Source organism: Yersinia sp. 2553 StPb PI (assembly GCF_052217105.1).
Taxonomy (GTDB): Bacteria; Pseudomonadota; Gammaproteobacteria; order Enterobacterales; family Enterobacteriaceae; genus Yersinia; species Yersinia enterocolitica_E.
In genome coordinates, this window is sequence record NZ_JAZGPX010000002.1 from 810,017 (window position 1) to 832,032 (window position 22,016).

Consider the following 22,016-nt stretch of genomic DNA (forward strand, 5'->3'; position numbering starts at 1 on the left):
TTTTGCGCCGAATTTATTGACCTCTAATGGGTACCAGTCGGTACCCATTCCCTATTTTATAGACGGATAGCACTTTTCTTTATTGGCAAATAAGAATAAATGTTTTTTCTGGCTATCTTTCACATCTCTTCTACACTCCAGCCACGGCTTATGGTTTTATTTTCAGCAACTGAACCACGCGAGGGTAACAGTTCACATCGATGCGGCGTATAATGCTGCTCCTGTGTTTGCCCTGCTGGGTAGACAAGAGGTTTTGCCTACCGAAAGGAGAGAGAAATGACGGCGATAGCCCCGGTGATAACCGTTGATGGACCAAGTGGTGCAGGTAAAGGTACGCTTTGCAAAGCTTTGGCTGAATCGTTGAACTGGCGCTTGCTGGATTCGGGTGCGATTTACCGGGTTTTGGCGTTAGCAGCCCTGCATCATCAGGTTGATATCAGCACCGAAGAGGCATTGGTTCCACTTGCCGCACATCTCGATGTTCGTTTTGTCTCACAGAATGGGCAGTTAAAAGTGATTTTAGAAGGTGAGGATGTCAGCAATGAAATCCGCACCGAAACTGTAGGGAATACTGCATCTCAGGCGGCGGCTTTCCCGCGAGTCCGTGAGGCATTACTACGCCGCCAGCGAGCATTTCGTGAAGCACCGGGCCTGATTGCCGATGGTCGCGATATGGGGACGGTGGTCTTCCCTGATGCGCCGGTGAAAATATTTCTTGATGCAAGTTCGCAAGAACGCGCGCACCGACGTATGCTACAGTTGCAGGAAAAGGGGTTTAATGTTAACTTTGAACGTCTTTTGGCTGAGATACAGGAGCGAGACTCTCGTGATCGTAACCGGTCTATTGCACCTTTAGTCCCTGCGGCGGATGCGTTGGTACTGGATTCAACCAGTATGTCCATCGAGCAGGTGATCGAACAGGCGCTGGCTTATGCCCAACGAATTTTAGCGTTGCCGTTGAAAAAATAACGACAATGCGGTCAGTTCTGAGCTCTCAACGATTTATTTTTTAATTAAAATTATTTTTGATGAGCACTTTAACCTTGCTGCAAGGATCTGTGGCGAGGCATGTGAAACAACCCCATCCGGCGGGATGCTAGATGGACGTTAAACTTAAGAATCCTGAAGATTATTAACATGACAGAATCTTTTGCTCAACTCTTTGAAGAATCCCTGAAAACAATTGAAACACGTCCGGGCTCTATCGTCCGTGGTGTTGTTGTTTCTATCGATAAAGATATCGTACTGGTTGACGCCGGTCTGAAATCTGAGTCAGCAATTCCAGCAGAACAGTTCAAGAACGCGCAAGGCGAACTGGAAATTCAAGTTGGTGACGAAGTTGACGTTGCTCTGGACGCTGTTGAAGACGGCTTCGGTGAAACTCTGCTGTCCCGTGAAAAAGCTAAGCGTCACGAAGCATGGCTGATGCTGGAAAAAGCTTACGAAGAAGCTGCAACCGTTACTGGTGTGATCAACGGCAAAGTGAAGGGCGGCTTTACAGTCGAACTGAACGGTATCCGTGCGTTCCTGCCTGGTTCACTGGTTGATGTGCGCCCAGTTCGCGATACTCTGCATCTGGAAGGCAAAGAGCTTGAGTTCAAAGTCATCAAGCTTGATCAGAAACGCAACAACGTCGTTGTTTCTCGTCGTGCAGTTATCGAATCTGAGAACAGCGCTGAGCGTGATCAATTGCTGGAAAACCTGCAAGAAGGCATGGAAGTTAAGGGTATCGTTAAGAACCTGACTGACTACGGTGCATTCGTTGATCTGGGTGGCGTTGATGGCTTGCTGCACATTACTGACATGGCTTGGAAACGTGTTAAACACCCAAGCGAAATTGTCAATGTGGGCGACGAAATCACTGTTAAAGTTCTGAAATTCGACCGCGAACGTACTCGTGTATCCCTGGGCTTGAAACAGCTTGGCGAAGATCCATGGGTTGCTATCGCTAAACGTTACCCAGAAAGCACCAAGCTGACTGGTCGTGTAACTAACCTGACTGATTACGGCTGCTTCGTAGAAATCGAAGAAGGCGTTGAAGGTTTGGTACACGTTTCAGAAATGGATTGGACCAACAAAAACATTCACCCGTCTAAAGTTGTTAACGTTGGCGACGTAGTGGAAGTTATGGTTCTGGACATCGATGAAGAACGTCGTCGTATTTCTCTGGGCCTGAAACAGTGCAAATCTAACCCATGGCAGCTGTTTGCAGAAACTCACAACAAAAACGACCGCGTTGAAGGTAAAATCAAGTCTATCACTGACTTCGGTATCTTCATCGGCTTGGACGGCGGCATCGACGGCCTGGTTCACCTGTCTGACATCTCCTGGAACGTTGCAGGCGAAGAAGCAGTTCGTGAATATAAGAAAGGCGACGAAATCGCAGCTGTGGTTCTGCAAGTTGACGCAGAACGTGAGCGCATCTCCCTGGGCGTGAAACAACTGGCAGAAGACCCGTTCAATAACTACCTGTCTGTTAACAAGAAAGGTGCTATTGTTACTGGTAAAGTAACTGCAGTTGACGCTAAAGGTGCTACAGTTGAATTGGCAGGCGGCGTAGAAGGTTATCTGCGTGCTTCCGAAGCAACTCGCGACCGCGTTGAAGATGCGACGCTGGTTCTGAACGTCGGTGATGAAGTTGAAGCCAAATATACTGGCGTTGACCGTAAAAACCGCGTAATCAGCCTGTCTGTTCGTGCTAAAGACGAAGCTGATGAGAAAGATGCTATTGCTACAGTTAACAACAAGCCAGAAGAAGGTAACTTCTCTAGCGCAATGGCAGAAGCGTTCAAAGCTGCAAAAGGCGAGTAATAACGGGGGGCGGTTTTTCCGCCCCTATACGGTAGTTTAGCTGCAAAGCTTGGAGGTAATATGACCAAGTCTGAACTTATTGAAAGACTTGCTGGCCAGCAATCTCATGTACCGGCTAAAGCCGTTGAGGATGCAGTGAAAGAAATGCTTGAACATATGGCTGGAACACTAGCTGAAGGTGAGCGCATTGAGATCCGAGGATTTGGCAGTTTTTCTCTTCACTACCGTGCTCCGCGTGTTGGCCGTAATCCAAAGACTGGCGCTAAAGTTGAATTGGAAGGTAAGTACGTTCCACACTTTAAGCCAGGTAAAGAATTGCGTGATCGCGCTAATATCTACGGTTAAGTTGGTTACAACTTACCGCGTTATTATCTATACCTAAATCATTGGTGTCATAGCTAATACTGCTATGACGCTGATTATAAAAGGTATAAACGCTGATAAGAAACGGTGCCTAATGGCACCGTTTTTCTTTTTTTCTTTCTAATGTCACGCGCTAAAATTAGCTGAATATATATTAAAACCTTATAACGAATAGATTAAATATTGTTTATTCACTTATTCAAATACCCTCATCTATCTCTATCTCTATCTCTATCTCTATCTCTATCTCTATCTCTATCTCTATCTCTATCTCCCTTTTACCTGTAATAAGCTCAGCTTTATTTTCGATACATTCCGCATAGGCGTTGTTAGCTATGTAACAAGATTAAACTATCCGCGAAGCCGCTCTGAACTTCCACTTTTTGTACTGGCTGCATCATCCATCAACAGAGAAAATCAGCATATTCACGATGAGGCAAGCGGATGGCAATGAGGCTATCTGGCAGTAATACAAGGGATGGCTTCTTATCACTTTATCAATCGATCATGCTGCGGCCGCTATTGCCATTGGCTTCTTACCCCTTATTTTTCTACCTCAGTTGCCAGGAACTCTCATCATTGTGGGGCTGCTAGTGTTGGGGGGACTGGTATGGTTAAGTGGGCGTATCTACTGGCAATGCGTGGCATTAGTCATCATCAGTTTTGCGTGGGGAAGTTGGCACGGAAATAGGGTATTAATGCAAATTGAGGCGTTAACTCAAGGTGAGCAGCAAGTTATCGCCACTATAAAGAATGCCTATCTGACATGGGGAGAAGGGAATAAGGTCCTGTTGGGCATTCAGCAAGTTAATGGGCAAAGAGTATTTCCGCCGATTGCAGTATCAGTAAAGTGGCCGGAGAAGCTTGAGCGCTATTGTGCTGGGCAGCAATGGGTGTTGAGGCTACGAATGCGGGCGGTGCATAGCTTACTCAATGAAGGGGGGTTTGATAGCCAACGCTGGGCTATAGCCAACCAGCGTCCATTGCAAGGGCGAGTGATTAAGGCTGAATTGCGTGATGCTCATTGTAATCTCCGCCAGCGGGCCATCAGTGTTATTGAACAGCAGCTACAGCAGTATGACCAGCGGCAGATACTGCTAGCTTTAGCTTTTGGTGAAAGAGAACAGTTGAACACACGCCAGTGGGCACTTTTTCGTAATACCGGAACGGCGCACCTGATGGCGATATCGGGTTTGCACATCGGGCTAGCGGCGCTGTTTGGCGGGATACTGGCTCGTGGGATCCAGTTCTTTCTACCCGTTAGTTGGGTAGGGCCCGTGTTCCCGCTGCTGATTGGCTGGTTTGTGGCAATGGTTTATGTTTGGTTGGCGGGCGCGAATCCACCCGCGATGAGGGCGGCTATAGCATTAACCCTATGGTTACTGCTGAGGTTGTTCGGTATTTTATGCAGCGCCTGGCAAGTGTGGCTCTGGGTGTTGGCGTTAATATTACTTAGTGAACCACTGGCGGTACTATCAGACAGTTTTTGGCTCTCCTGTCTGGCGGTATTCAGTCTGATATGTTGGTTCTATTGGGTGCCAATTACTCAGCGTTTTAGGGGCGGATGGCTTGGGCTGATTATCCGCTGGTTCCATTTACAATTTGGTATGATGCTACTATTGATGCCACTGCAGATAGGCCTATTTCATGGCGTCAGCTTGTTTTCTATCCCTGCAAATTTGTGGGCAGTGCCTATCATATCCCTGCTTACTGTGCCTTGCGTATTGTTGGCCTTGGCCTGCATACCATTGCCTACCGTAGCTGGCCTGTTTTGGTTCTTGGCCGATATATCGCTTTGCGCGGTACTCTGGCCACTCAATCATCTAAAAACCGGTTGGTTGCATACTGGGTTAGCATCCGTTGCCGTGGCTTATGCGGGGTGGCTGGTAATACTTATTTGGCGTTTTCAGTGGTGGCGCAGCTATCCAATTGGGGTGGTAGTCCTGTGTGTCAATTTGGTGTTATTCACTCAGCGGCGTGATGATTATCGCTGGCGTGTTGATATGTTGGATATTGGGCACGGTCTGGCAATAGTGATAGAACGCGCAGGGAAAGCAATTATCTTTGATACGGGCAATCGTTGGCACACCAGTAGCATGGCAGCTGCGGTTATTCTCCCTTATTTACGTTGGCGGGGCATTGTGGTTGAGCAAATTATCCTTAGCCATGATCATCTTGATCACACCGGAGGGCTAGCTGAGTTAAAGGCGGCATTCCCGCAGGCGAAAATCCGTGCACCTTTCTCCTTAACTGGCCCGATAGCGGGTTTGCCCTGTCAGCAAGGCGTGAAATGGCAATGGCAAAATTTAAATTTTGAGGTTTTATGGCCAAGAACTCATGTGATTAACGCCCAAAATGATGACTCATGTGTTATTCGCATTGATGATGGCAAACACAGTCTGTTATTGACGGGCGACCTTGAAACACGGGGAGAGCGGCAGTTAGTTAAAAATTATCGTGCTAAGCTAGCCTCAACATTGCTGCAAGTTCCCCACCATGGCAGCAATACCTCTTCAACCGGCCCATTTTTGCGGGCAGTGAAGCCAGAATTGGCTTTTGCTTCCGCTGCACGCTATAACCAATGGCACCTGCCAGCTAAAAAAGTGATTAAACGCTATCAAAAAAATAGCATTATTTGGCGTGATACCTCGGTATCCGGACAGCTAACTGTGTATTTTTACAGCGATAGTTGGCAAATTAGGGGCTATCGGGAACAAATAATGCCACGTTGGTATCACCAGCGGTTTGGCGTTGGAGGCCATAATGAGTAGAATGGGCCGCTATTTCTTCTGGTGCTGGTATTTGCATGATGAATGATAAAGATCTATCCACATGGCAGACGTTCCGTCGCCTCTGGCCAATGATCTCTCCTTATAAGACCGGTCTTGTTGTCGCGGCGATAGCATTAATCCTTAATGCCGCCAGTGACACGTTTATGCTGTCGTTACTGAAACCTTTGCTCGATGATGGTTTTGGTAAAGCGAATAGCTCAATTTTAAAATGGATGCCGTTGGCTGTTATCGGTTTGATGGTGGTTCGTGGAATAACCGGCTTTATTTCTAGCTATTGTATCTCATGGGTCTCTGGTCAAGTCGTGATGTTCATCCGTCGCCGCTTATTTAGCCATATGATGGGGATGCCGGTATCCTTCTTTGACCAGCAATCGACTGGCACGTTGTTGTCCCGTATTACCTATGATTCTGAGCAGGTAGCGGCATCGTCTTCTGGCGCATTGGTTACAGTGGTGCGTGAAGGGGCCTCTATTATCGGTTTGTTTATCATGATGTTTTATTACAGCTGGCAGTTGTCGCTGATTTTAATCGTCATTGCACCGATTGTTTCTGTTTCTATCCGGTTAGTCTCTAAGCGTTTTCGTAATATCAGTAAAAATATGCAAAGCACCATGGGAGAAGTGACCACCAGTGCAGAGCAAATGCTGAAAGGGCACAAAGAAGTGTTGATCTTTGGTGGCCAGAAAGTTGAAACCGAGCGTTTTGATACCGTCAGTAATCGCATGCGTCAGCAGGGGATGAAGCTGGTTTCTGCTTCTTCCATTTCTGATCCCATCATTCAGTTGATTGCTTCATTTGCGTTGGCGTTTGTGCTGTATGCGGCAAGTTTCCCTAGTGTGATGGAAACTCTGACAGCGGGTACCATCACTGTGGTGTTCTCGGCAATGATTGCTCTGATGCGCCCGTTGAAGTCCCTTACCAATGTGAATGCACAGTTCCAGCGCGGGATGGCAGCTTGTCAGACGCTATTTGCTATTCTGGATATGGAACAGGAAAAAGACGAGGGGAAACTGGAAGTTGAGCGGGCTAAAGGCGAAATAGAATTCCGCCATGTCACTTTCTACTACCCAGGCAAAGACACCCCAGCACTGAATGATATCAATATGCACATTGAAGCGGGTAAGACCGTGGCATTGGTAGGGCGTTCAGGCTCAGGTAAGTCAACTATCGCCAATTTACTGACCCGGTTCTATGATGTCAGCGAAGGCAGTATCTTGATGGACGGGCACGATTTGCGTGATTATCGGCTTGGTGCCTTGCGAAACCAAGTCGCCTTGGTGTCGCAAAATGTTCATCTGTTCAATGATACGGTTGCCAATAATATCGCTTATGCCCGTGACGAGCACTATAGCCGCGCTGAAATCGAAGAAGCCGCCCGAATGGCATATGCCATGGATTTTATCAATAAAATGGAATTTGGCCTTGATACTGTTATTGGCGAGAACGGTGTGATGCTCTCAGGTGGGCAACGTCAGCGTATCGCTATCGCTCGTGCGTTATTGCGAGATTGCCCGATATTGATTCTGGATGAAGCTACCTCAGCGCTGGATACTGAATCTGAACGGGCGATTCAGTCCGCATTGGATGAGTTGCAGAAAAACCGTACTTCATTGGTTATTGCCCATCGCTTATCTACGATTGAAAAAGCCGATGAAATTTTGGTCATTGAAGAGGGGCGCATTGTCGAGCGTGGTGTACATGCAGAGTTGTTGGCGCAACATGGTGCCTATGCCCAACTTAATCGTATGCAGTTTGGCCAATGATTGAGCGTATCTGGTCTGGGCGGTCTCGGCTGTATCTGCTACTGCTGCCACTATCTTGGTTATACGGTGCGGTCACAGCACTTATCCGGGCCAGTTACTCTCTTGGCTGGCGTTCTGCTTGGCGCTCACCGGTCCCGGTGGTTATTGTCGGCAACCTTACTGCTGGCGGAAATGGTAAGACACCGGTCGTAATCTGGTTAGTGGAACAGCTAAAACTACGGGGTTACCGTGTTGGGGTGGTGTCTCGTGGCTACGGGGGCAAATCTACGGTGTATCCGCTACTGCTATCCAATGAGACATCCACGGTGCAGGCAGGTGATGAGCCGGTTCTGATATATCAACGTACTCAGGCACCGGTCGCTGTCTCACCAAAGCGCTCAGATGCCATCAAAGCGTTACTAAAAGCTCACACTTTGGACTTCATCATCACCGACGATGGATTGCAACATTATGCGCTACAGCGTGATTTTGAGCTGGTGGTGATCGATGGTGTGCGTCGTTTCGGTAATGGTTGGTGGTTACCGGCAGGCCCGATGCGTGAACGGGCGGGGCGTTTGCACTCAGTGGATGCGGTAATTACCAATGGTGGTATTGCCGCCAGCGGAGAAATACCGATGCAGTTGGTGGCGCGGCAGGCCGTCAATCTGGTTAGCGGTGAGCGGTTACCCGCACAGCAACTCCAGCATGTCGTTGCAATGGCGGGTATTGGTCATCCTCCTCGGTTCTTTACTACCCTGAATTTACTGGGTATTGAGCCTAAGAGTAAGCATGTTTTTGCTGACCATCAGGATTATTCATTAGCACAACTTAGTCCACTAACGAGTGGCCCGCAAATATTATTGATGACTGAAAAAGATGCAGTCAAGTGCCGGGCTTTTGCTCAGCCTAATTGGTGGTACCTGCCGGTAGATGCACAGTTACCGCCGGATCAGGCTGAACAATTGCTGTTGAACATTCAGGCATTATCACGCCACACCAAGTAGCCCACTTTATAGACTCAGCAGTGTTAGCTTGAGGGATGCCGCGCATGCCACAATTGAGCGCTGCTGGGTTTCTTCATATAGCTGTAGTTCATCAATTACCGTGGCTCCCAGCGCCCGCTGGAAATCCTGCTTGCTGGAGTGCCCCGCAAACTGGCTGTGACCACTGTCCCCTAAATTTGATTGAAAAATACCTGCTGCGCTGACGGGGAGAAAATCCTCATAAACTAACGGCTCATATTGGATAAATTCCCCGTCAATCAATTGGTCTAATGTCAGGTTTTGCATTGATTCAGTAAGGGTACTTAGCCCTCTCTCGGTAGGGAAATAGCGAAAGAAAGCGAGCTGTTCAGCGCGCATTGTCGGGTAGTCATCTGGGAACTGGCTAAATTTCTCCTTGAGAATCGCCATGTATTGCAGGGCATTTTTTTCATTTACGGGAACCTGTAGTTGATCTTGTGCCGCCTGTAGCAGGCAGTCATAGAGATTACGCCCCTTCGCTGTCAGCGCTGTCCCCCGTTGTTCTATTTCACCAAAACGGGCGGTGTGATGCCCTCGAGTGAGTCGACCATCTGTTGCGACAAACGAAACCTGTTCCTCAAGGGCTTTAAAACTGGTTTGCCGTAATAATATTGGACAGCGGCGCGGAGGTGGCCCTTCGATCACCGCTTTGGGGGTAATCTGATGTTCTGGCATCGCAATTTGTACGGCATCGATATGCAACGTTCGTGGCGTTAGGTGGTTAATATGGGGTCCTTTGAAAGCCACCACATCGGCAATTAAACGATGCTGATCGTGCAGTTGTTGGTAAACATCAGCACTTACTGTCGCTTGATTATGCCAGCGAAATGTCTCTAATGACTGAGCAATAAAGTCATCGGCTTCATTGCTGGTCAGCCCGCCGGAAATTTCATGCTGAGTAATTAATTCGATAGCCCGTGGAGTAAATATCACTCTTTTTGCCAGAATATCGGCAGCTTGTTGCCGCAGCTCTGGTTGTTCAATTAATTCAAGGCGCAATAATGAGGTGAAAATTCTAAATGGGCAGGTTTGCAGCGAAGCTTCATGGACAGCGCGGAATGCCGTCGAGTGAACCGGAACCCCAGCCGGGGCCAGGTCATAATAACCAACAGGCAGCATACCCATCACCGCAAACAGGCGGCGCAGGGTCGCAAGTTCAGCGGCGGTTCCCACTCGGATAGCACCGTGTCGTTCCATGTTCAGGCGCTCAATCTCTCCGGTCCGGCGTAAATGGCGGGTAAGTTCCGGTTGCTGACCCATAGTTTGGTTGTTGATATCAGCAACCAGTTGTAACAAGGCTCCGTATAGCGGCACTTCATCCTGATACATATCCGACATGGCACTGGAGAATCTGGCGCGAATCTCATCGGGGTGGACAAACGGTGGGTGAGTCATAATCGGATAGCTCCTTCATGCTTATTCAGTTTTTAGTCTAGATTGATATCGATAATTAATGGGGTAAGCAGTGGAGAATATTGGTTTTTTATGCGTGGCATCCCATTGATGCTACTTACTGAACTACCTTCCCAGATAAAATAGTTGCGCGGCATGGTATTTTATGAGTTAATAGCCGCTGGCCTGTGCTACAGACCTATTTATGTGTAAGAGTGTTCGAGACTAAAGTAAAGCAGTTCCTCCCAGACGTTATCTTGTTGATGCCGATCCAAAGACGAACCTTCCAGTATCTCTGATAGTAACTCCCATAAGTAATGTTCTGATGCAGGCCCGCTATTACTCATAGCGCGAGTGCCTTATGGCAGATTTAATGTTATTTGAAAGAAGAAGTTGAAGGTGAAGTTTATGTCTAAGAAGACAGGTCAGGTTAAGTGGTTCAACGAAAGCAAAGGTTTTGGTTTTATTGAACAGCATGATGGCGGTAAAGATGTGTTTGTTCACTTCTCCGCGATCGCAACTGATGGTTTCAAAACCTTGGCTGAAGGCCAGCGTGTTGAGTATACCATCCAAGACAGCCCGCGCGGGCCGGCTGCTGCAAACGTTGTTGCTCTGTAATTTAAGAGAAATAATGTTTAGATTATCTTAGAAAGTGATGATGCCGATGTGCTAATCATCGATCTGGATAGCAAAATTCTAAAGCCCGCACTTATGCGGGTTTTTTCATAAAATCAAGCTCATAGAGGTTTAATCAGAAAACTTTAGGATGGGCAACTGCATCTAAACAATAAATAAAAATGAGTTGTTAGGATGCCCAGTAAAAGGAAATTTATTATGACGTTAAAAATGGGTCGCGTGAAATGGTTCAACCAATCAGAAGGTTACGGTTTCATCTCGCCACACGATGGTAGTTTGGATGTGTATGTCAGCAAGACGGCTATCGCCAACACCAAAAATAAATCACTCAGTGAAGGGCAAGACGTTGAATTCTCTACTTATCGTAGTATTCACGGGCCGTCAGCAGCAGATGTGATCGCTTTCTAAGTAAACGACGACGATCAACTCGTTTTCTAAGCAAACGGCTACCTTTTGGTAGCCGTTTGTATTTATACCCTTGGGTATTTTTGGCCTCTATTCGACAGGTTGCTTTGTCGCCGGGCAGCTTTTGCAGGTGCTTCTATTTGTCTTTATGCGGCTTAGTTGCTGAAGTTAGCAAACAGCGCAATAATTTTATGGAATACTTTCATCTCTTACTCGACATGCCCATTTATGTGATGTGAATCACAAAATTCTACTCCTCGCTATTCAACATATCAATAACAAAACCAGCATTTATCCCACGAGATAGCTATCTATATTTACTTATGTAGTTGCTAATTAACATAACTCCTTGTTATTAATCGCTGATAGCGCAGGCAGCATCGGTACAGTTAACCTGCCTCAGCAGATATGGTATCCTCGAGCACTTTCCTGCTGGCTAAACTCCATTCTGGAGGATGTATGGACCACCGTTTACTCGAGATCGTTGCCTGTCCGGTTTGCAACGGCAAGTTGTATTTCAATAAAGAAAACCTTGAATTGGTATGTAAAGCTGACAATCTGGCTTACCCGGTGCGCGATGGTATTCCGGTATTGTTGGAGAATGAAGCCCGCCCACTGTCAATTGATGAGAAGCACGCATGAGTTTCATCGCTATAATTCCCGCTCGATATGCTTCAACCCGGTTACCCGGCAAGCCATTGGCTGATATTGCGGGCAAACCGATGGTAGTTCATGTGATGGAACGAGCAAAGGCGTCGGGCGCGTCACGGGTGATTGTGGCAACAGATCATCCTGAGGTGGTGAGAGCCGTTGAGGCTGCCGGTGGTGAGGTCTGTATGACCCGTACCGATCATCAATCTGGCACCGAGCGCTTAGCCGAAGTTATTGAACTATATGGTTTTGCCGATGATGATATTATCGTAAATGTCCAAGGGGATGAACCTCTGATACCCCCGGTAATTATCCGTCAGGTGGCTGATAATCTGGCCGCTTGTCGTGCTGGCATGGCAACATTAGCGGTGCCGATTGAAAGTAGCGAAGAAGCATTTAACCCTAATGCGGTTAAAGTGGTGATGGATGAGCAAGGCTACGCGCTCTATTTCTCCCGCGCGGCGATCCCATGGGAAAGAGAGCGTTTTGCTCAGTCAAAAGAGACTATCGGTGATTGTTTCTTACGCCATATTGGTATCTATGCTTATCGTGCAGGTTTTATCCGCCGTTATGTTAATTGGGCGCCGAGCAAACTCGAACAAATCGAGCTATTAGAGCAACTTCGAGTACTGTGGTATGGCGAAAAGATCCACGTCGCGGTAGCAAAAGCGATACCCACGGTTGGGGTTGATACTCAGGCTGATCTGGATCGGGTGCGCGCTATCATGCTTCATCAGTAACCATTACGGGCACCGAACTGTTTGCGCCAGGTCCAATTGGGCCTGGCGTTTTTACGTTGTATCCGATAGTTTGATTTTTATTATCAATAATAGTTGATCTGCATTCTGGAAATCTCCCGCCCGTCATCCCATTATGAACCATCAATTTCGCCAGATAATTGGACTGAGCATAATGGAACAACTGAAAGCTGAATTAAGTGTGGTGCTCGGGGAATCTATCACCCGCCTCGAACGTATCAGCGAGCAGCCCTATGCCCACCTGTACGCGATGTATAACCAGCAGGGGCAGGCAATCCCATTACTGGCGAAGAGCTATGTTTGTCAGGGGATTGCACAGCAAGAGGCGTATAAACTTTCCATGCTGGCTCGGGAAGGTGATATCCGGTTACCCACAGTGTACGGACTGGTGATGACCCACCAATCCCCGTATAAAGAAATTCTGTTGATGGAGCGTTTACGTGGTGTTTCGGTGGAGGCACCGACTCGGACGGGGGAGCGCTGGGATGCTTTGATGGATCAGATAGTTGAAGGTGTGCTGGCATGGCACCGCATTGATAGCCACGGTTGTGTGGGTAATGTTGATAGCACCCAGGAAAATGATTGGTTCAGTTGGTATCAGCAACGAGTTGAAGTGTTGTGGGCGACCTTGTCTAATATGAATTCACCGGTTATGACATTGGAAGACCGTGCAATACTTTACCGTGCGAAGGCGTCATTAACGGCACTTTTTGCCGGTTTTGATGACAGCTCAGTGCTGGTGCACGGCAACCTGACTCTCCGCAGCATGTTAAAAGATGCGCGCAGCGATCAGTTGCTAGCGATGCTTAATCCTGGCCCGATGTTGTGGGCTCCACGAGAGTATGACTTGTTCCGCCTCAGCGAAGAGGGCATGCCTAGTCAGCTATTCTATCGTTATCTCAATAAAGCACCGGTCTCTGAATCCTTTGTTGCCCGCCGATGGCTCTATACCCTTTGGGAACTGGTGGCCCGCTTCATCCATACCGGGAATCTGGATCGTGCTGTATTTGATAATGCCGCCAGGCAACTTCTCCCTTGGCTAGATTAATATCCTTCATCTTTCAAGTTGCTGGTGTGTTGGCTGCGCTCAATAACCCGAATCACTTACTGCTCTTGACCTTAAAAAATAAGTAAGCTCATCGGGATTTTTTCCCTTGCCGCCTTCCTGCATTTCGAAATCTATTGGATATTGACGGGTGACAATGAGTTATTAATAGCAAAATTATTCATCCTTGCTATCCCCGCTTAATTTTTGCCACAACAGCCCCAATGTTTCATACCAGGCACGCTCGGTGTGGCCTAAATAAGCCGCTGCTGGAATAGCACGCTCCCAGCTATGCAGTGGCGTGGTGATGGCTAACTGATTTGCAGGCGCGGGGATTGGATGTAACCCAATGGCGGTAAAGAATTTAATCGCTCGGGGCAGATGATTTGCCGAGGTGACCAGCAAAAATGGTTTATTACCCACCAGAGTGGCCACCGCCGCGGCTTCTTCAACGGTATCTTTCGGTTGCTCTAACGCAATAATATTCGCCACCGGAACACCTAAGCTTTCTGCCACCTGAGCTGCTGTTGTTGCACTGCTTTGGTTGTTCGGACCCGCACTGCCAGTAAAAACCATTTTTGCGTTAGGATGTGCACGATACAGCCTGACACCCTCAGTGACTCTTGGCAGGCTATTTGCGAATAAATTGGCGCTTGGTGCCCAATTCGGATTAAACGTGTAGCCGCCACCGAGCACAACAATGTAATCTACCGGGTCGTTTCCCTGATAAGTCGGGTATGACTTTTCCAGTGGCAATAGCAGGCGGTCAGCGACAGGTTGCAGGCTAATAAGCAATAATACCAGCCAACTCAACGCAAAAAGTGTTTTGCCACTTTTCTGCCAGCGGGTAAACCACAATAAAATTAGTGCCAGCCCCATGATGATGAGTAACAAGGGCAGGGGCATTAATAAGCCGCCAACAAACTTTTTTAAGGTGAAAAGCATAAAAATAGGGCCCTTTTGGCTGAAAAACCGGCATTTGGCGCTGATTACAGGCCAAGAGGATTTATTCTAAGTCAGGCTGTGCCAAAATAGCAGGTTGGTAGGCATTCTTTTTACTGTGGCTATTGATTTACCATTATCTATCAAAGCCGTTAAATCAATAGTTATAGCGGAGCAGTTGTTCATGCAGGATCGCAATTTCGATGACATTGCTGAGAAGTTTTCCCGCAATATCTATGGTACGACGAAGGGAATGATTCGCCAGGCGGTGGTTTGGCAAGATATCAGCGGGCTGTTAGCGCAGTTGCCACCACGCCCGTTGCGGATTTTAGATGCAGGTGGTGGCGAAGGGCATATGGCTTGCCAACTGGCGGCATTAGGCCATCAGGTCCTATTATGTGACCTGTCAGCGGAGATGATCCAGCGCGCGAAGGCCGCTGCCTTGGAAAAAGGTGTGAGCCACAACATGCAATTTGTACAAAGTGCGGCTCAGGACATCACCCATCATTTAGAACAGCCGGTTGATCTGATATTGTTCCATGCGGTTTTAGAATGGATTGCAGAGCCTCAACACGTTCTGCAAATACTCTTTAATGCGTTGACTCCCGGCGGCGCGCTCTCATTGATGTTTTTCAATGCCAATGGATTGGTGATGCGTAATGCGGTATTGGGTAACTTTCAGTTGGCGTTACCGGGTGTAAAAAGGCGTAGGCAGCGTTCGCTATCGCCGCAATACCCTTTAGATCCACCAACGGTATATGGTTGGCTTGAGCAAATGGGTTTATCCATTAGCGGTAAGACGGGAGTACGGGTGTTTCACGATTACATGAAAAATAAACAGCAACAAGTTGATGAGTTTGCTGAATTATTGGCGTTGGAACAGCGCTATTGCCGGCAGGAGCCCTTTATCAGCCTGGGGCGCTACGTGCATGTCATGGCGTTTAAGCCAAATCTGAAGGACCCATTATGAGTGACTTTTCCCAGACAGTACCCGAACTGGTCGCCTGGGCGCGGAAAAATGACTTTTCGATTACTCTGCCCACCGATCGTTTGGCCTTTCTTTTAGCTATTGCCACGTTAAACGGTGAGCGGCTGGATGGCGAAATGAGTGAAGGGGAGTTAGTTGATGCATTTCGCCACGTCTGCAAAGGTTTTGAGCAGACCCATGAAACCGTGGCCGTGCGCGCGAATAATGCTATCAATGACATGGTGCGCCAGCGGTTACTCAACCGCTTTACCAGTGAAATTGCCGATGGTAATGCGATTTACCGCCTGACGCCGTTAGGCATTGGTATCACTGACTACTATATCCGGCAGCGCGAATTCTCCACCCTGCGCCTGTCAATGCAGTTATCGATTGTCGCACAAGAGCTACAACGGGCGGCAGAAGCAGCCGAAGAGGGGGGGGATGAATTCCACTGGCATCGTAATGTTTTTGCCCCGCTAAAATATTCAGTTGCTGAAATTTTCGACAGCATTGATATGACGCAACGCTTGATGGACGAGCAGCAACATAGTGTGAAGGAAGATATCGCCGCGTTGCTGAATCAGGATTGGCGGGCGGCTATTGCCAGTTGTGAAATGCTGTTGTCAGAAACATCCGGCACACTGCGTGAATTACAAGATACGCTGGAAGCGGCAGGTGATAAACTTCAGGCTAACCTGTTACGTATTCAAGAAGCCACTATCGGCAATGCGGGTCTGGATCTGGTGGATAAGTTGGTCTTTGATTTACAAAGTAAACTTGACCGCATTATCAGTTGGGGTCAGCAGGCGATTGACCTGTGGATCGGCTATGACCGCCACGTGCATAAGTTTATCCGTACTGCGATTGATATGGATAAAAACCGTGTCTTCGCCCAACGCTTGCGCCAGTCAGTTCAGAATTATTTTGATAGCCCATGGACTCTCACCTATGCCAACGCTGATCGCTTGCTGGATATGCGCGATGAAGAACTGGCGTTGCGCAGTGAGGAAGTTACCGGGGAGCTGCCACCGGATCTGGAATTTGAAGAATTTAATGAGATCCGTGAGCAATTAGCCGCCCTGATTGAGCAGGCGTTGTTGGTATACCAGCAACAAAAGATGCCACTTAATCTGGGGGAAGTGATGCGCGACTACCTCGCGCAATATCCGCGTGCTCGTCATTTCGACGTGGCTCGTATCCTGGTCGACCAGGCAGTTCGCCTTGGTGTGGCCGAAGCCGATTTCTCAGGGTTACCAGCAGAATGGTTGGCAATCAATGATTACGGAGCCAAGGTGCAGGCACATGTCATCAACAAATATTGAAGTAGTAATGCCCGTTAAACTGGCTCAGGCATTGGCCAACTCACTGTTTCCAGCACTTGACAGCCAGTTACGTGCCGGTCGTCATATCGGGATTGATGAACTGGATAATCATGCTTTCCTGATGGATTTTCAGGAGCAACTGGAAGAGTTTTATACCCGTTATAACGTGGAGTTAATCCGTGCACCGGAAGGTTTCTTCTATCTGCGTCCCCGTTCTACCACGCTGATTCCACGCTCGGTGCTATCTGAGCTGGATATGATGGTTGGCAAGATCCTTTGTTATCTGTATCTCAGCCCTGAACGTTTGGCCCATGAAGGCATTTTCGCGCAGCACGAATTATACGAAGAGCTGCTAAGTCTGGCCGATGAGAGCAAATTGCTGAAGTTTGTTAACCAGCGCTCAACCGGGTCGGATTTGGATAAACAGAAGTTGCAGGAAAAAGTACGAACCTCACTTAACCGGCTGCGTCGGTTGGGGATGATCTACTTTATGGGCAATGACAGCAGCAAGTTTCGTATCACTGAAGCGGTATTCCGCTTTGGTGCTGATGTGCGTAGCGGCGATGACCCACGGGAAGCCCAGTTACGCATGATCCGTGATGGCGAGGCCATGGCGGTGGAAAACAGTCTGTCACTCCATGATGAAAGCGATGAAACTGACATCACCATGGGTAATGCAGCGGACAGTGCAGAGGATGAACAGGAATGATTGAACGCGGTAAATTTCGCTCGCTGACCTTGGTTAACTGGAATGGTTTTTTTGCCCGGACATTCGATCTTGATGAGCTGGTAACCACTTTATCTGGCGGCAATGGTGCGGGTAAATCCACCACTATGGCCGCTTTCGTTACAGCACTGATTCCTGACCTGACACTGCTGCACTTTCGTAACACCACCGAAGCCGGTGCCACCAGTGGTTCTCGTGATAAAGGTCTGCACGGCAAATTGCGGGCCGGGGTCTGTTATTCAACGCTGGATGTCGTCAACTCCCGCCACCAACGTGTGGTTGTCGGGGTGCGGTTGCAACAAGTGGCAGGGCGTGACCGCAAGGTTGATATTAAGCCTTTCACCATTCAGGGGCTGCCGACGGCTATCCAACCTACCCAGATTCTTACAGAGGTGGTGGGTGAGCGTCAGGCGCGCGTCCTGTCATTACAAGAGCTGAAAGAGCGCGTCGAAGCGATGGAAGGGGTGCAGTTCAAGCAATTTAACTCCATCACTGACTACCACTCGCTGATGTTTGATTTGGGTGTGATTCCAAAGCGTTTACGCTCTTCTGCCGATCGCAGCAAATTTTACCGTTTGATAGAAGCATCGTTGTACGGTGGTATTTCCAGCGCGATTACCCGCTCACTGCGTGATTACTTATTGCCAGAAAACAGCGGCGTGCGGAAAGCCTTCCAGGATATGGAAGCGGCATTGCGTGAAAACCGTATGACCCTTGAGGCTATTCGTGTCACTCAATCTGATCGTGATCTGTTTAAGCATCTGATTTCAGAGGCAACGTCCTACGTTGCTGCTGACTATATGCGTCATGCCAATGAGCGGCGGATCCATCTTGATGGCGCATTGGTATTGCGCCGTGACTTGCTGACCAGCCGCAAGCAATTGGTGACTGAGCAGTATCGTCATGTGGAAATGTCGCGAGAATTAGCCGAGCAAAGCAGTGCGGAATCGGATCTGGAAACAGATTATCAGGCGGCCAGTGACCACCTGAGTCTGGTGCAGACCGCCATGCGCCAGCAGGAAAAGATCGAGCGCTACCAGAGTGATTTGGAAGAGTTGACTTACCGGCTGGAAGAGCAAAATGAAGTTGTCGCCGAGGCCAGCGAGCAGCAGGCCGATAACGAAGCCCGTGCTGAAGCTGCTGAGTTGGAGGTGGACGAACTGAAAAGTCAGTTGGCCGATTACCAGCAAGCGCTGGACGTTCAACAGACCCGTGCTATCCAATATCAGCAAGCCTTACAGGCTTTGGAACGCGCGCGCGCACTGTGTCAGTTGCCAGAATTAACTGCCGATAATGCCGAAGAGTGGCTAGAAACCTTCCATGCCAAAGAGCAGGAAGCGACTGAATCTTTATTACAACTTGAGCAAAAACTGAGTGTTGCTGATGCTGCGCACAGCCAATTTGAGCAAGCTTATCAGTTAGTGGTGGCTATCGCCGGCGAGGTCAGTCGCAGTGAAGCCTGGCAAACTGCGCGGGAATTGTTGCGTGACTGGCCGTCTCAACAACATTTGGCTGAACGTGTGCAACCATTGCGGATGCGTTTGTCAGAGCTGGAACAGCGTTTACGTGCTCAGCAAGACGCAGAGCGCTTGCTGCAAGAGTTCTGTAAACGTCAGGGGCAAGTATACCAGCCGGAGGAGTTGGAAGAGTTGCAGCGTGAGCTGGAGTCACAGGTTGAAGAGCTCTCTCTCAACGTCAGTGATGCTGGTGAGCGGCGCATGGAAATGCGTCAGGAACTCGAGCAAATTAAGCTCAAAATTCAAGAGCTGACGGCGCGTGCGCCAGTCTGGTTGGCGGCACAAGATGCGCTGAGTCAACTCAGCGAACAGAGCGGTGAGGCGCTGGAGGATAGCCGTCAGGTTACCGAACACATGCAGCAACTGCTGGAGCGTGAACGCGAAACCACGGTGGAGCGCGATGAAGTTGCCGCAAGCAAACGTGCTGTTGATACGCAAATTGAGCGGTTAAGTCAGCCAAGTGGTGCTGAAGATGCGCGGATGATTGCTTTGGCCGAACGCTTCGGTGGTGTGTTGCTCTCCGAGATTTATGACGATGTTACCATCGATGATGCGCCATACTTCTCCGCGCTGTATGGCCCATCGCGCCACGGTATCGTGGTACCGGACTTGTCACTAGTGCGGGATCAACTACAGGGGTTAGAAGACTGCCCGGAAGACCTCTATCTTATCGAGGGTGACCCGCAATCATTTGATGACAGTGTATTTGCCGTTGAAGAGCATGAAAAAGCAGTAGTGGTTAAAATTGCGGATCGCCAGTGGCGTTACTCCCGTTATCCAGAACTGCCGCTGTTTGGCCGCGCTGCCCGTGAGAACCGGCTGGAAGCACTGTATCAAGAGCGTGACAGCCTGGCTGAGCGTTATGCTACGTTGTCATTTGATGTGCAAAAAACGCAACGCTTGCATCAAGCATTCAGCCGTTTTATCGGTTCTCATCTGGCCGTGGCATTTGATGCAGATCCTGAAGCTGAAATTCGTTTACTCAATACCCGTCGTGGTGAAATAGAGCGAGCTCTGAGTGCACACGAAGAAAGCAACCAGCAGCAGCGCCAGCAATTTGAACAGGCTAAAGAGGGGATTTCAGCCCTTAACCGCTTGATCCCACTGATTTCATTGCTACTTGATGATACGTTGACTGACCGTGTCGAAGAGATAACTGAAGAATCGGCGCAAGCGCAAGAGGCGGCTCGCCATATTCAGAAGCATGGCGCTTCCCTGACTAAACTTGAACCGCTGTTAGCGGTATTACAAAGTGACCCGCAACAACACGAACAGTTGCAGGAAAACTATGTATTGGCGCAAAACAGCCAGCGTCAGGCTAAACAGCAAGCTTTTGCACTGACTGAAGTTGTTCAGCGTCGTGCGCACTTTAGCTATACCGATTCTGCGGGCATGTTGACGGAGAACTCTGATCTCAACGATAAACTGCGCCAGCGTTTGGAGCAGGCGGAAGCAGAACGCACTCGCGCTCGTGAGCAGTTACGTCAGTATCAAGCGCAATTTACCCAGTATAATCAGGTGCTAGCGTCGTTAAAAAGTTCTTATGACGCCAAGCGTGACATGCTGAAAGAGTTAAGTCAGGAACTGGTGGATATCGGTGTTCAGGCTGATGCTAATGCAGAAGCCCGTGCTCGTACCCGCCGTGACGAGTTGCATGCGGCATTAAGTACTAACCGTTCACGCCGTAATCAGTTGGAAAAACAGCTAACCTTCTGTGAAGCTGAGATGGATAGCCTCCAGAAGAAACTGCGCAAGCTGGAACGAGATTATCATCAGATCCGTGAACAAGTCGTCAATGCCAAAGCAGGTTGGTGTGCGGTGATGCGGATGGTGAAAGATAATGGCGTTGAGCGTCGTTTGCATCGCCGCGAACTGGCCTATATGGACGGTGACGAGCTGCGTTCTATGTCGGATAAAGCCTTGGGTGCTCTGCGTCTGGCGGTGGCTGATAATGAACATCTGCGCGATGTGCTGCGTTTGTCTGAAGATCCGAAACGGCCTGAGCGTAAGATTCAGTTCTATATCGCGGTCTACCAACATCTGCGTGAACGTATTCGTCAGGATATTATTCGCACTGATGATCCGGTTGAAGCCATTGAACAGATGGAGATTGAACTGGGCCGTTTGACCGAAGAATTAACCGCTCGCGAACAGAAGCTGGCAATCAGTTCCAAAAGTGTATCGAATATTATCCGTAAAACTATTCAGCGCGAACAGAACCGCATCCGTATGCTGAATCAGGGTTTGCAAGCGGTGTCATTTGGTCAGGTCAAGAGCGTGCGGCTGAATGTGAATGTACGTGAAGCTCACGCGACCTTGCTCGATGTGCTATCCGAGCAGCAAGAGCAGCATCAGGATCTGTTTAATAGCAATCGTCTGACCTTCTCCGAAGCATTGGCAAAACTGTACCAGCGGTTGAACCCACAAATGGATATGGGGCAGCGCTTGCCGCAGACCATCGGTGAAGAACTGCTTGATTACCGTAACTATCTGGAACTGGAAGTCGAAGTTTATCGCGGTTCAGATGGCTGGCTGCGGGCAGAAAGCGGCGCATTGTCAACCGGTGAGGCTATTGGTACCGGTATGTCAATACTGGTCATGGTGGTACAGAGTTGGGAAGAAGAGTCACGTCGTCTGCGCGGCAAAGATATTTCCCCTTGCCGTTTGCTGTTCCTCGATGAAGCGGCGCGTTTGGATGCCAAATCTATCGCGACATTATTTGAACTGTGCGAGCGGCTGGAAATGCAATTAATAATTGCAGCACCAGAAAATATCAGCCCGGAAAAAGGGACAACCTATAAGTTGGTACGAAAAGTCTTCCAAAATCATGAGCATGTACATGTGGTTGGCTTACGAGGTTTTGCCAATGAAATACCAACATTGCCGCCGATACCTGCCGAGATACAACCCGGCGGTTAATTATT

General features: G+C 48.7%; 17 protein-coding genes. 15 read left to right on the plus strand and 2 right to left on the minus strand.

Going from position 1 to position 22,016, the window contains the following annotated elements; genetic code table 11:
- Nucleotides 1-276: 276 nt before the first annotated feature.
- From cmk to lpxK, 6 genes are all read left to right on the plus strand, one after another.
- Nucleotides 277-969, plus strand: a complete 693-nt coding sequence (cmk, locus tag V2A84_RS04900) for a (d)CMP kinase (RefSeq protein ID WP_050084945.1) — start codon at nucleotides 277-279, stop codon at nucleotides 967-969.
- Nucleotides 970-1,137: 168 nt separating this feature from the next.
- Nucleotides 1,138-2,811, plus strand: a complete 1,674-nt coding sequence (rpsA, locus tag V2A84_RS04905; RefSeq protein WP_004391091.1) for a 30S ribosomal protein S1 — start codon at nucleotides 1,138-1,140, stop codon at nucleotides 2,809-2,811.
- A gap of 60 nt (nucleotides 2,812-2,871) precedes the next feature.
- A complete protein-coding gene (gene ihfB, locus V2A84_RS04910; protein WP_005184672.1) occupies nucleotides 2,872-3,156 on the plus strand; it encodes an integration host factor subunit beta in 285 nt (94 codons plus the stop codon).
- Nucleotides 3,157-3,662: 506 nt separating this feature from the next.
- On the plus strand, nucleotides 3,663-5,945 hold the full coding sequence (locus tag V2A84_RS04915; RefSeq protein WP_083158439.1) for a ComEC family protein: 2,283 nt from the start codon (nucleotides 3,663-3,665) through the stop codon (nucleotides 5,943-5,945).
- Between the two features lie 35 nt (nucleotides 5,946-5,980).
- A complete protein-coding gene (gene msbA, locus V2A84_RS04920; RefSeq protein WP_083158440.1) occupies nucleotides 5,981-7,729 on the plus strand; it encodes a lipid A ABC transporter ATP-binding protein/permease MsbA in 1,749 nt (582 codons plus the stop codon).
- Entirely contained in the window at nucleotides 7,726-8,712 is a 987-nt protein-coding gene (gene lpxK, locus V2A84_RS04925) for a tetraacyldisaccharide 4'-kinase (protein ID WP_083158441.1), read from the plus strand. The genes msbA and lpxK overlap by 4 nt, the downstream gene beginning before the upstream one ends.
- A gap of 6 nt (nucleotides 8,713-8,718) precedes the next feature.
- Here lpxK and hglS read toward each other — a convergent pair whose 3' ends face one another.
- Nucleotides 8,719-10,125: a 2-oxoadipate dioxygenase/decarboxylase HglS gene (gene hglS, locus V2A84_RS04930; protein WP_083158442.1), complete on the minus strand. Its 1,407-nt coding sequence runs from the start codon at nucleotides 10,123-10,125 to the stop codon at nucleotides 8,719-8,721.
- A 405-nt stretch (nucleotides 10,126-10,530) separates the two neighbouring features.
- Here hglS and cspE point away from each other — a divergent pair, with 405 nt between their 5' ends.
- The 5 genes from cspE (at nucleotide 10,531) to V2A84_RS04955 (ending at nucleotide 13,620) form a co-directional block, all read left to right on the plus strand.
- Nucleotides 10,531-10,740, plus strand: a complete 210-nt coding sequence (gene cspE / locus V2A84_RS04935; protein WP_032906172.1) for a transcription antiterminator/RNA stability regulator CspE — start codon at nucleotides 10,531-10,533, stop codon at nucleotides 10,738-10,740.
- 216 nt (nucleotides 10,741-10,956) lie between these two features.
- Nucleotides 10,957-11,166, plus strand: a complete 210-nt coding sequence (locus V2A84_RS04940; RefSeq protein WP_005159937.1) for a cold-shock protein — start codon at nucleotides 10,957-10,959, stop codon at nucleotides 11,164-11,166.
- Between the two features lie 456 nt (nucleotides 11,167-11,622).
- Nucleotides 11,623-11,805: a Trm112 family protein gene (locus tag V2A84_RS04945; protein WP_004700032.1), complete on the plus strand. Its 183-nt coding sequence runs from the start codon at nucleotides 11,623-11,625 to the stop codon at nucleotides 11,803-11,805.
- Entirely contained in the window at nucleotides 11,802-12,554 is a 753-nt protein-coding gene (gene kdsB, locus V2A84_RS04950) for a 3-deoxy-manno-octulosonate cytidylyltransferase (protein WP_083158443.1), read from the plus strand. Before V2A84_RS04945 ends, kdsB begins: the two co-directional genes overlap by 4 nt.
- Nucleotides 12,555-12,726: 172 nt before the next feature.
- Nucleotides 12,727-13,620, plus strand: coding sequence for a YcbJ family phosphotransferase (locus V2A84_RS04955; protein WP_083158444.1), 894 nt, complete (start codon nucleotides 12,727-12,729; stop codon nucleotides 13,618-13,620).
- Nucleotides 13,621-13,794: 174 nt separating this feature from the next.
- Here V2A84_RS04955 and elyC read toward each other — a convergent pair whose 3' ends face one another.
- Nucleotides 13,795-14,562, minus strand: coding sequence for an envelope biogenesis factor ElyC (gene elyC, locus V2A84_RS04960; RefSeq protein WP_083158445.1), 768 nt, complete (start codon nucleotides 14,560-14,562; stop codon nucleotides 13,795-13,797).
- Between the two features lie 181 nt (nucleotides 14,563-14,743).
- Here elyC and cmoM point away from each other — a divergent pair, with 181 nt between their 5' ends.
- The 4 genes from cmoM to mukB are packed head-to-tail and all read left to right on the plus strand — an operon-like array spanning nucleotide 14,744 to nucleotide 22,011.
- Nucleotides 14,744-15,529 carry a tRNA uridine 5-oxyacetic acid(34) methyltransferase CmoM gene (gene cmoM / locus V2A84_RS04965; RefSeq protein WP_083158446.1) on the plus strand — a complete coding sequence of 262 codons (786 nt, stop codon included), beginning with the start codon at nucleotides 14,744-14,746 and terminating at the stop codon, nucleotides 15,527-15,529.
- Complete coding sequence (gene mukF, locus V2A84_RS04970; RefSeq protein WP_102970391.1) at nucleotides 15,526-16,848, plus strand: chromosome partition protein MukF; 1,323 nt, start codon at nucleotides 15,526-15,528, stop codon at nucleotides 16,846-16,848. The genes cmoM and mukF overlap by 4 nt, the downstream gene beginning before the upstream one ends.
- Complete coding sequence (gene mukE / locus V2A84_RS04975; protein WP_042568220.1) at nucleotides 16,829-17,557, plus strand: chromosome partition protein MukE; 729 nt, start codon at nucleotides 16,829-16,831, stop codon at nucleotides 17,555-17,557. Before mukF ends, mukE begins: the two co-directional genes overlap by 20 nt.
- A complete protein-coding gene (gene mukB / locus V2A84_RS04980) occupies nucleotides 17,554-22,011 on the plus strand; it encodes a chromosome partition protein MukB (protein ID WP_083158447.1) in 4,458 nt (1,485 codons plus the stop codon). Before mukE ends, mukB begins: the two co-directional genes overlap by 4 nt.
- The last annotated feature ends 5 nt before the right edge of the window (nucleotides 22,012-22,016 follow it).

Bases quoted from the DNA above. Each gene is read 5' to 3' on its own strand.
- V2A84_RS04945 (WP_004700032.1), top strand. From the start codon at position 11,623: ATGGACCACCGTTTACTCGAGATCGTTGCCTGTCCGGTTTGCAACGGC.
- elyC (WP_083158445.1), bottom strand. From the start codon at position 14,562: ATGCTTTTCACCTTAAAAAAGTTTGTTGGCGGCTTATTAATGCCCCTG.
- V2A84_RS04940 (WP_005159937.1), top strand. From the start codon at position 10,957: ATGACGTTAAAAATGGGTCGCGTGAAATGGTTCAACCAATCAGAAGGT.
- cspE (WP_032906172.1), top strand. From the start codon at position 10,531: ATGTCTAAGAAGACAGGTCAGGTTAAGTGGTTCAACGAAAGCAAAGGT.
- hglS (WP_083158442.1), bottom strand. From the start codon at position 10,125: ATGACTCACCCACCGTTTGTCCACCCCGATGAGATTCGCGCCAGATTC.
- lpxK (WP_083158441.1), top strand. From the start codon at position 7,726: ATGATTGAGCGTATCTGGTCTGGGCGGTCTCGGCTGTATCTGCTACTG.
- ihfB (WP_005184672.1), top strand. From the start codon at position 2,872: ATGACCAAGTCTGAACTTATTGAAAGACTTGCTGGCCAGCAATCTCAT.
- cmoM (WP_083158446.1), top strand. From the start codon at position 14,744: ATGCAGGATCGCAATTTCGATGACATTGCTGAGAAGTTTTCCCGCAAT.
- mukB (WP_083158447.1), top strand. From the start codon at position 17,554: ATGATTGAACGCGGTAAATTTCGCTCGCTGACCTTGGTTAACTGGAAT.
- mukF (WP_102970391.1), top strand. From the start codon at position 15,526: ATGAGTGACTTTTCCCAGACAGTACCCGAACTGGTCGCCTGGGCGCGG.
- rpsA (WP_004391091.1), top strand. From the start codon at position 1,138: ATGACAGAATCTTTTGCTCAACTCTTTGAAGAATCCCTGAAAACAATT.
- msbA (WP_083158440.1), top strand. From the start codon at position 5,981: ATGATGAATGATAAAGATCTATCCACATGGCAGACGTTCCGTCGCCTC.
- V2A84_RS04955 (WP_083158444.1), top strand. From the start codon at position 12,727: ATGGAACAACTGAAAGCTGAATTAAGTGTGGTGCTCGGGGAATCTATC.
- mukE (WP_042568220.1), top strand. From the start codon at position 16,829: ATGTCATCAACAAATATTGAAGTAGTAATGCCCGTTAAACTGGCTCAG.
- kdsB (WP_083158443.1), top strand. From the start codon at position 11,802: ATGAGTTTCATCGCTATAATTCCCGCTCGATATGCTTCAACCCGGTTA.
- cmk (WP_050084945.1), top strand. From the start codon at position 277: ATGACGGCGATAGCCCCGGTGATAACCGTTGATGGACCAAGTGGTGCA.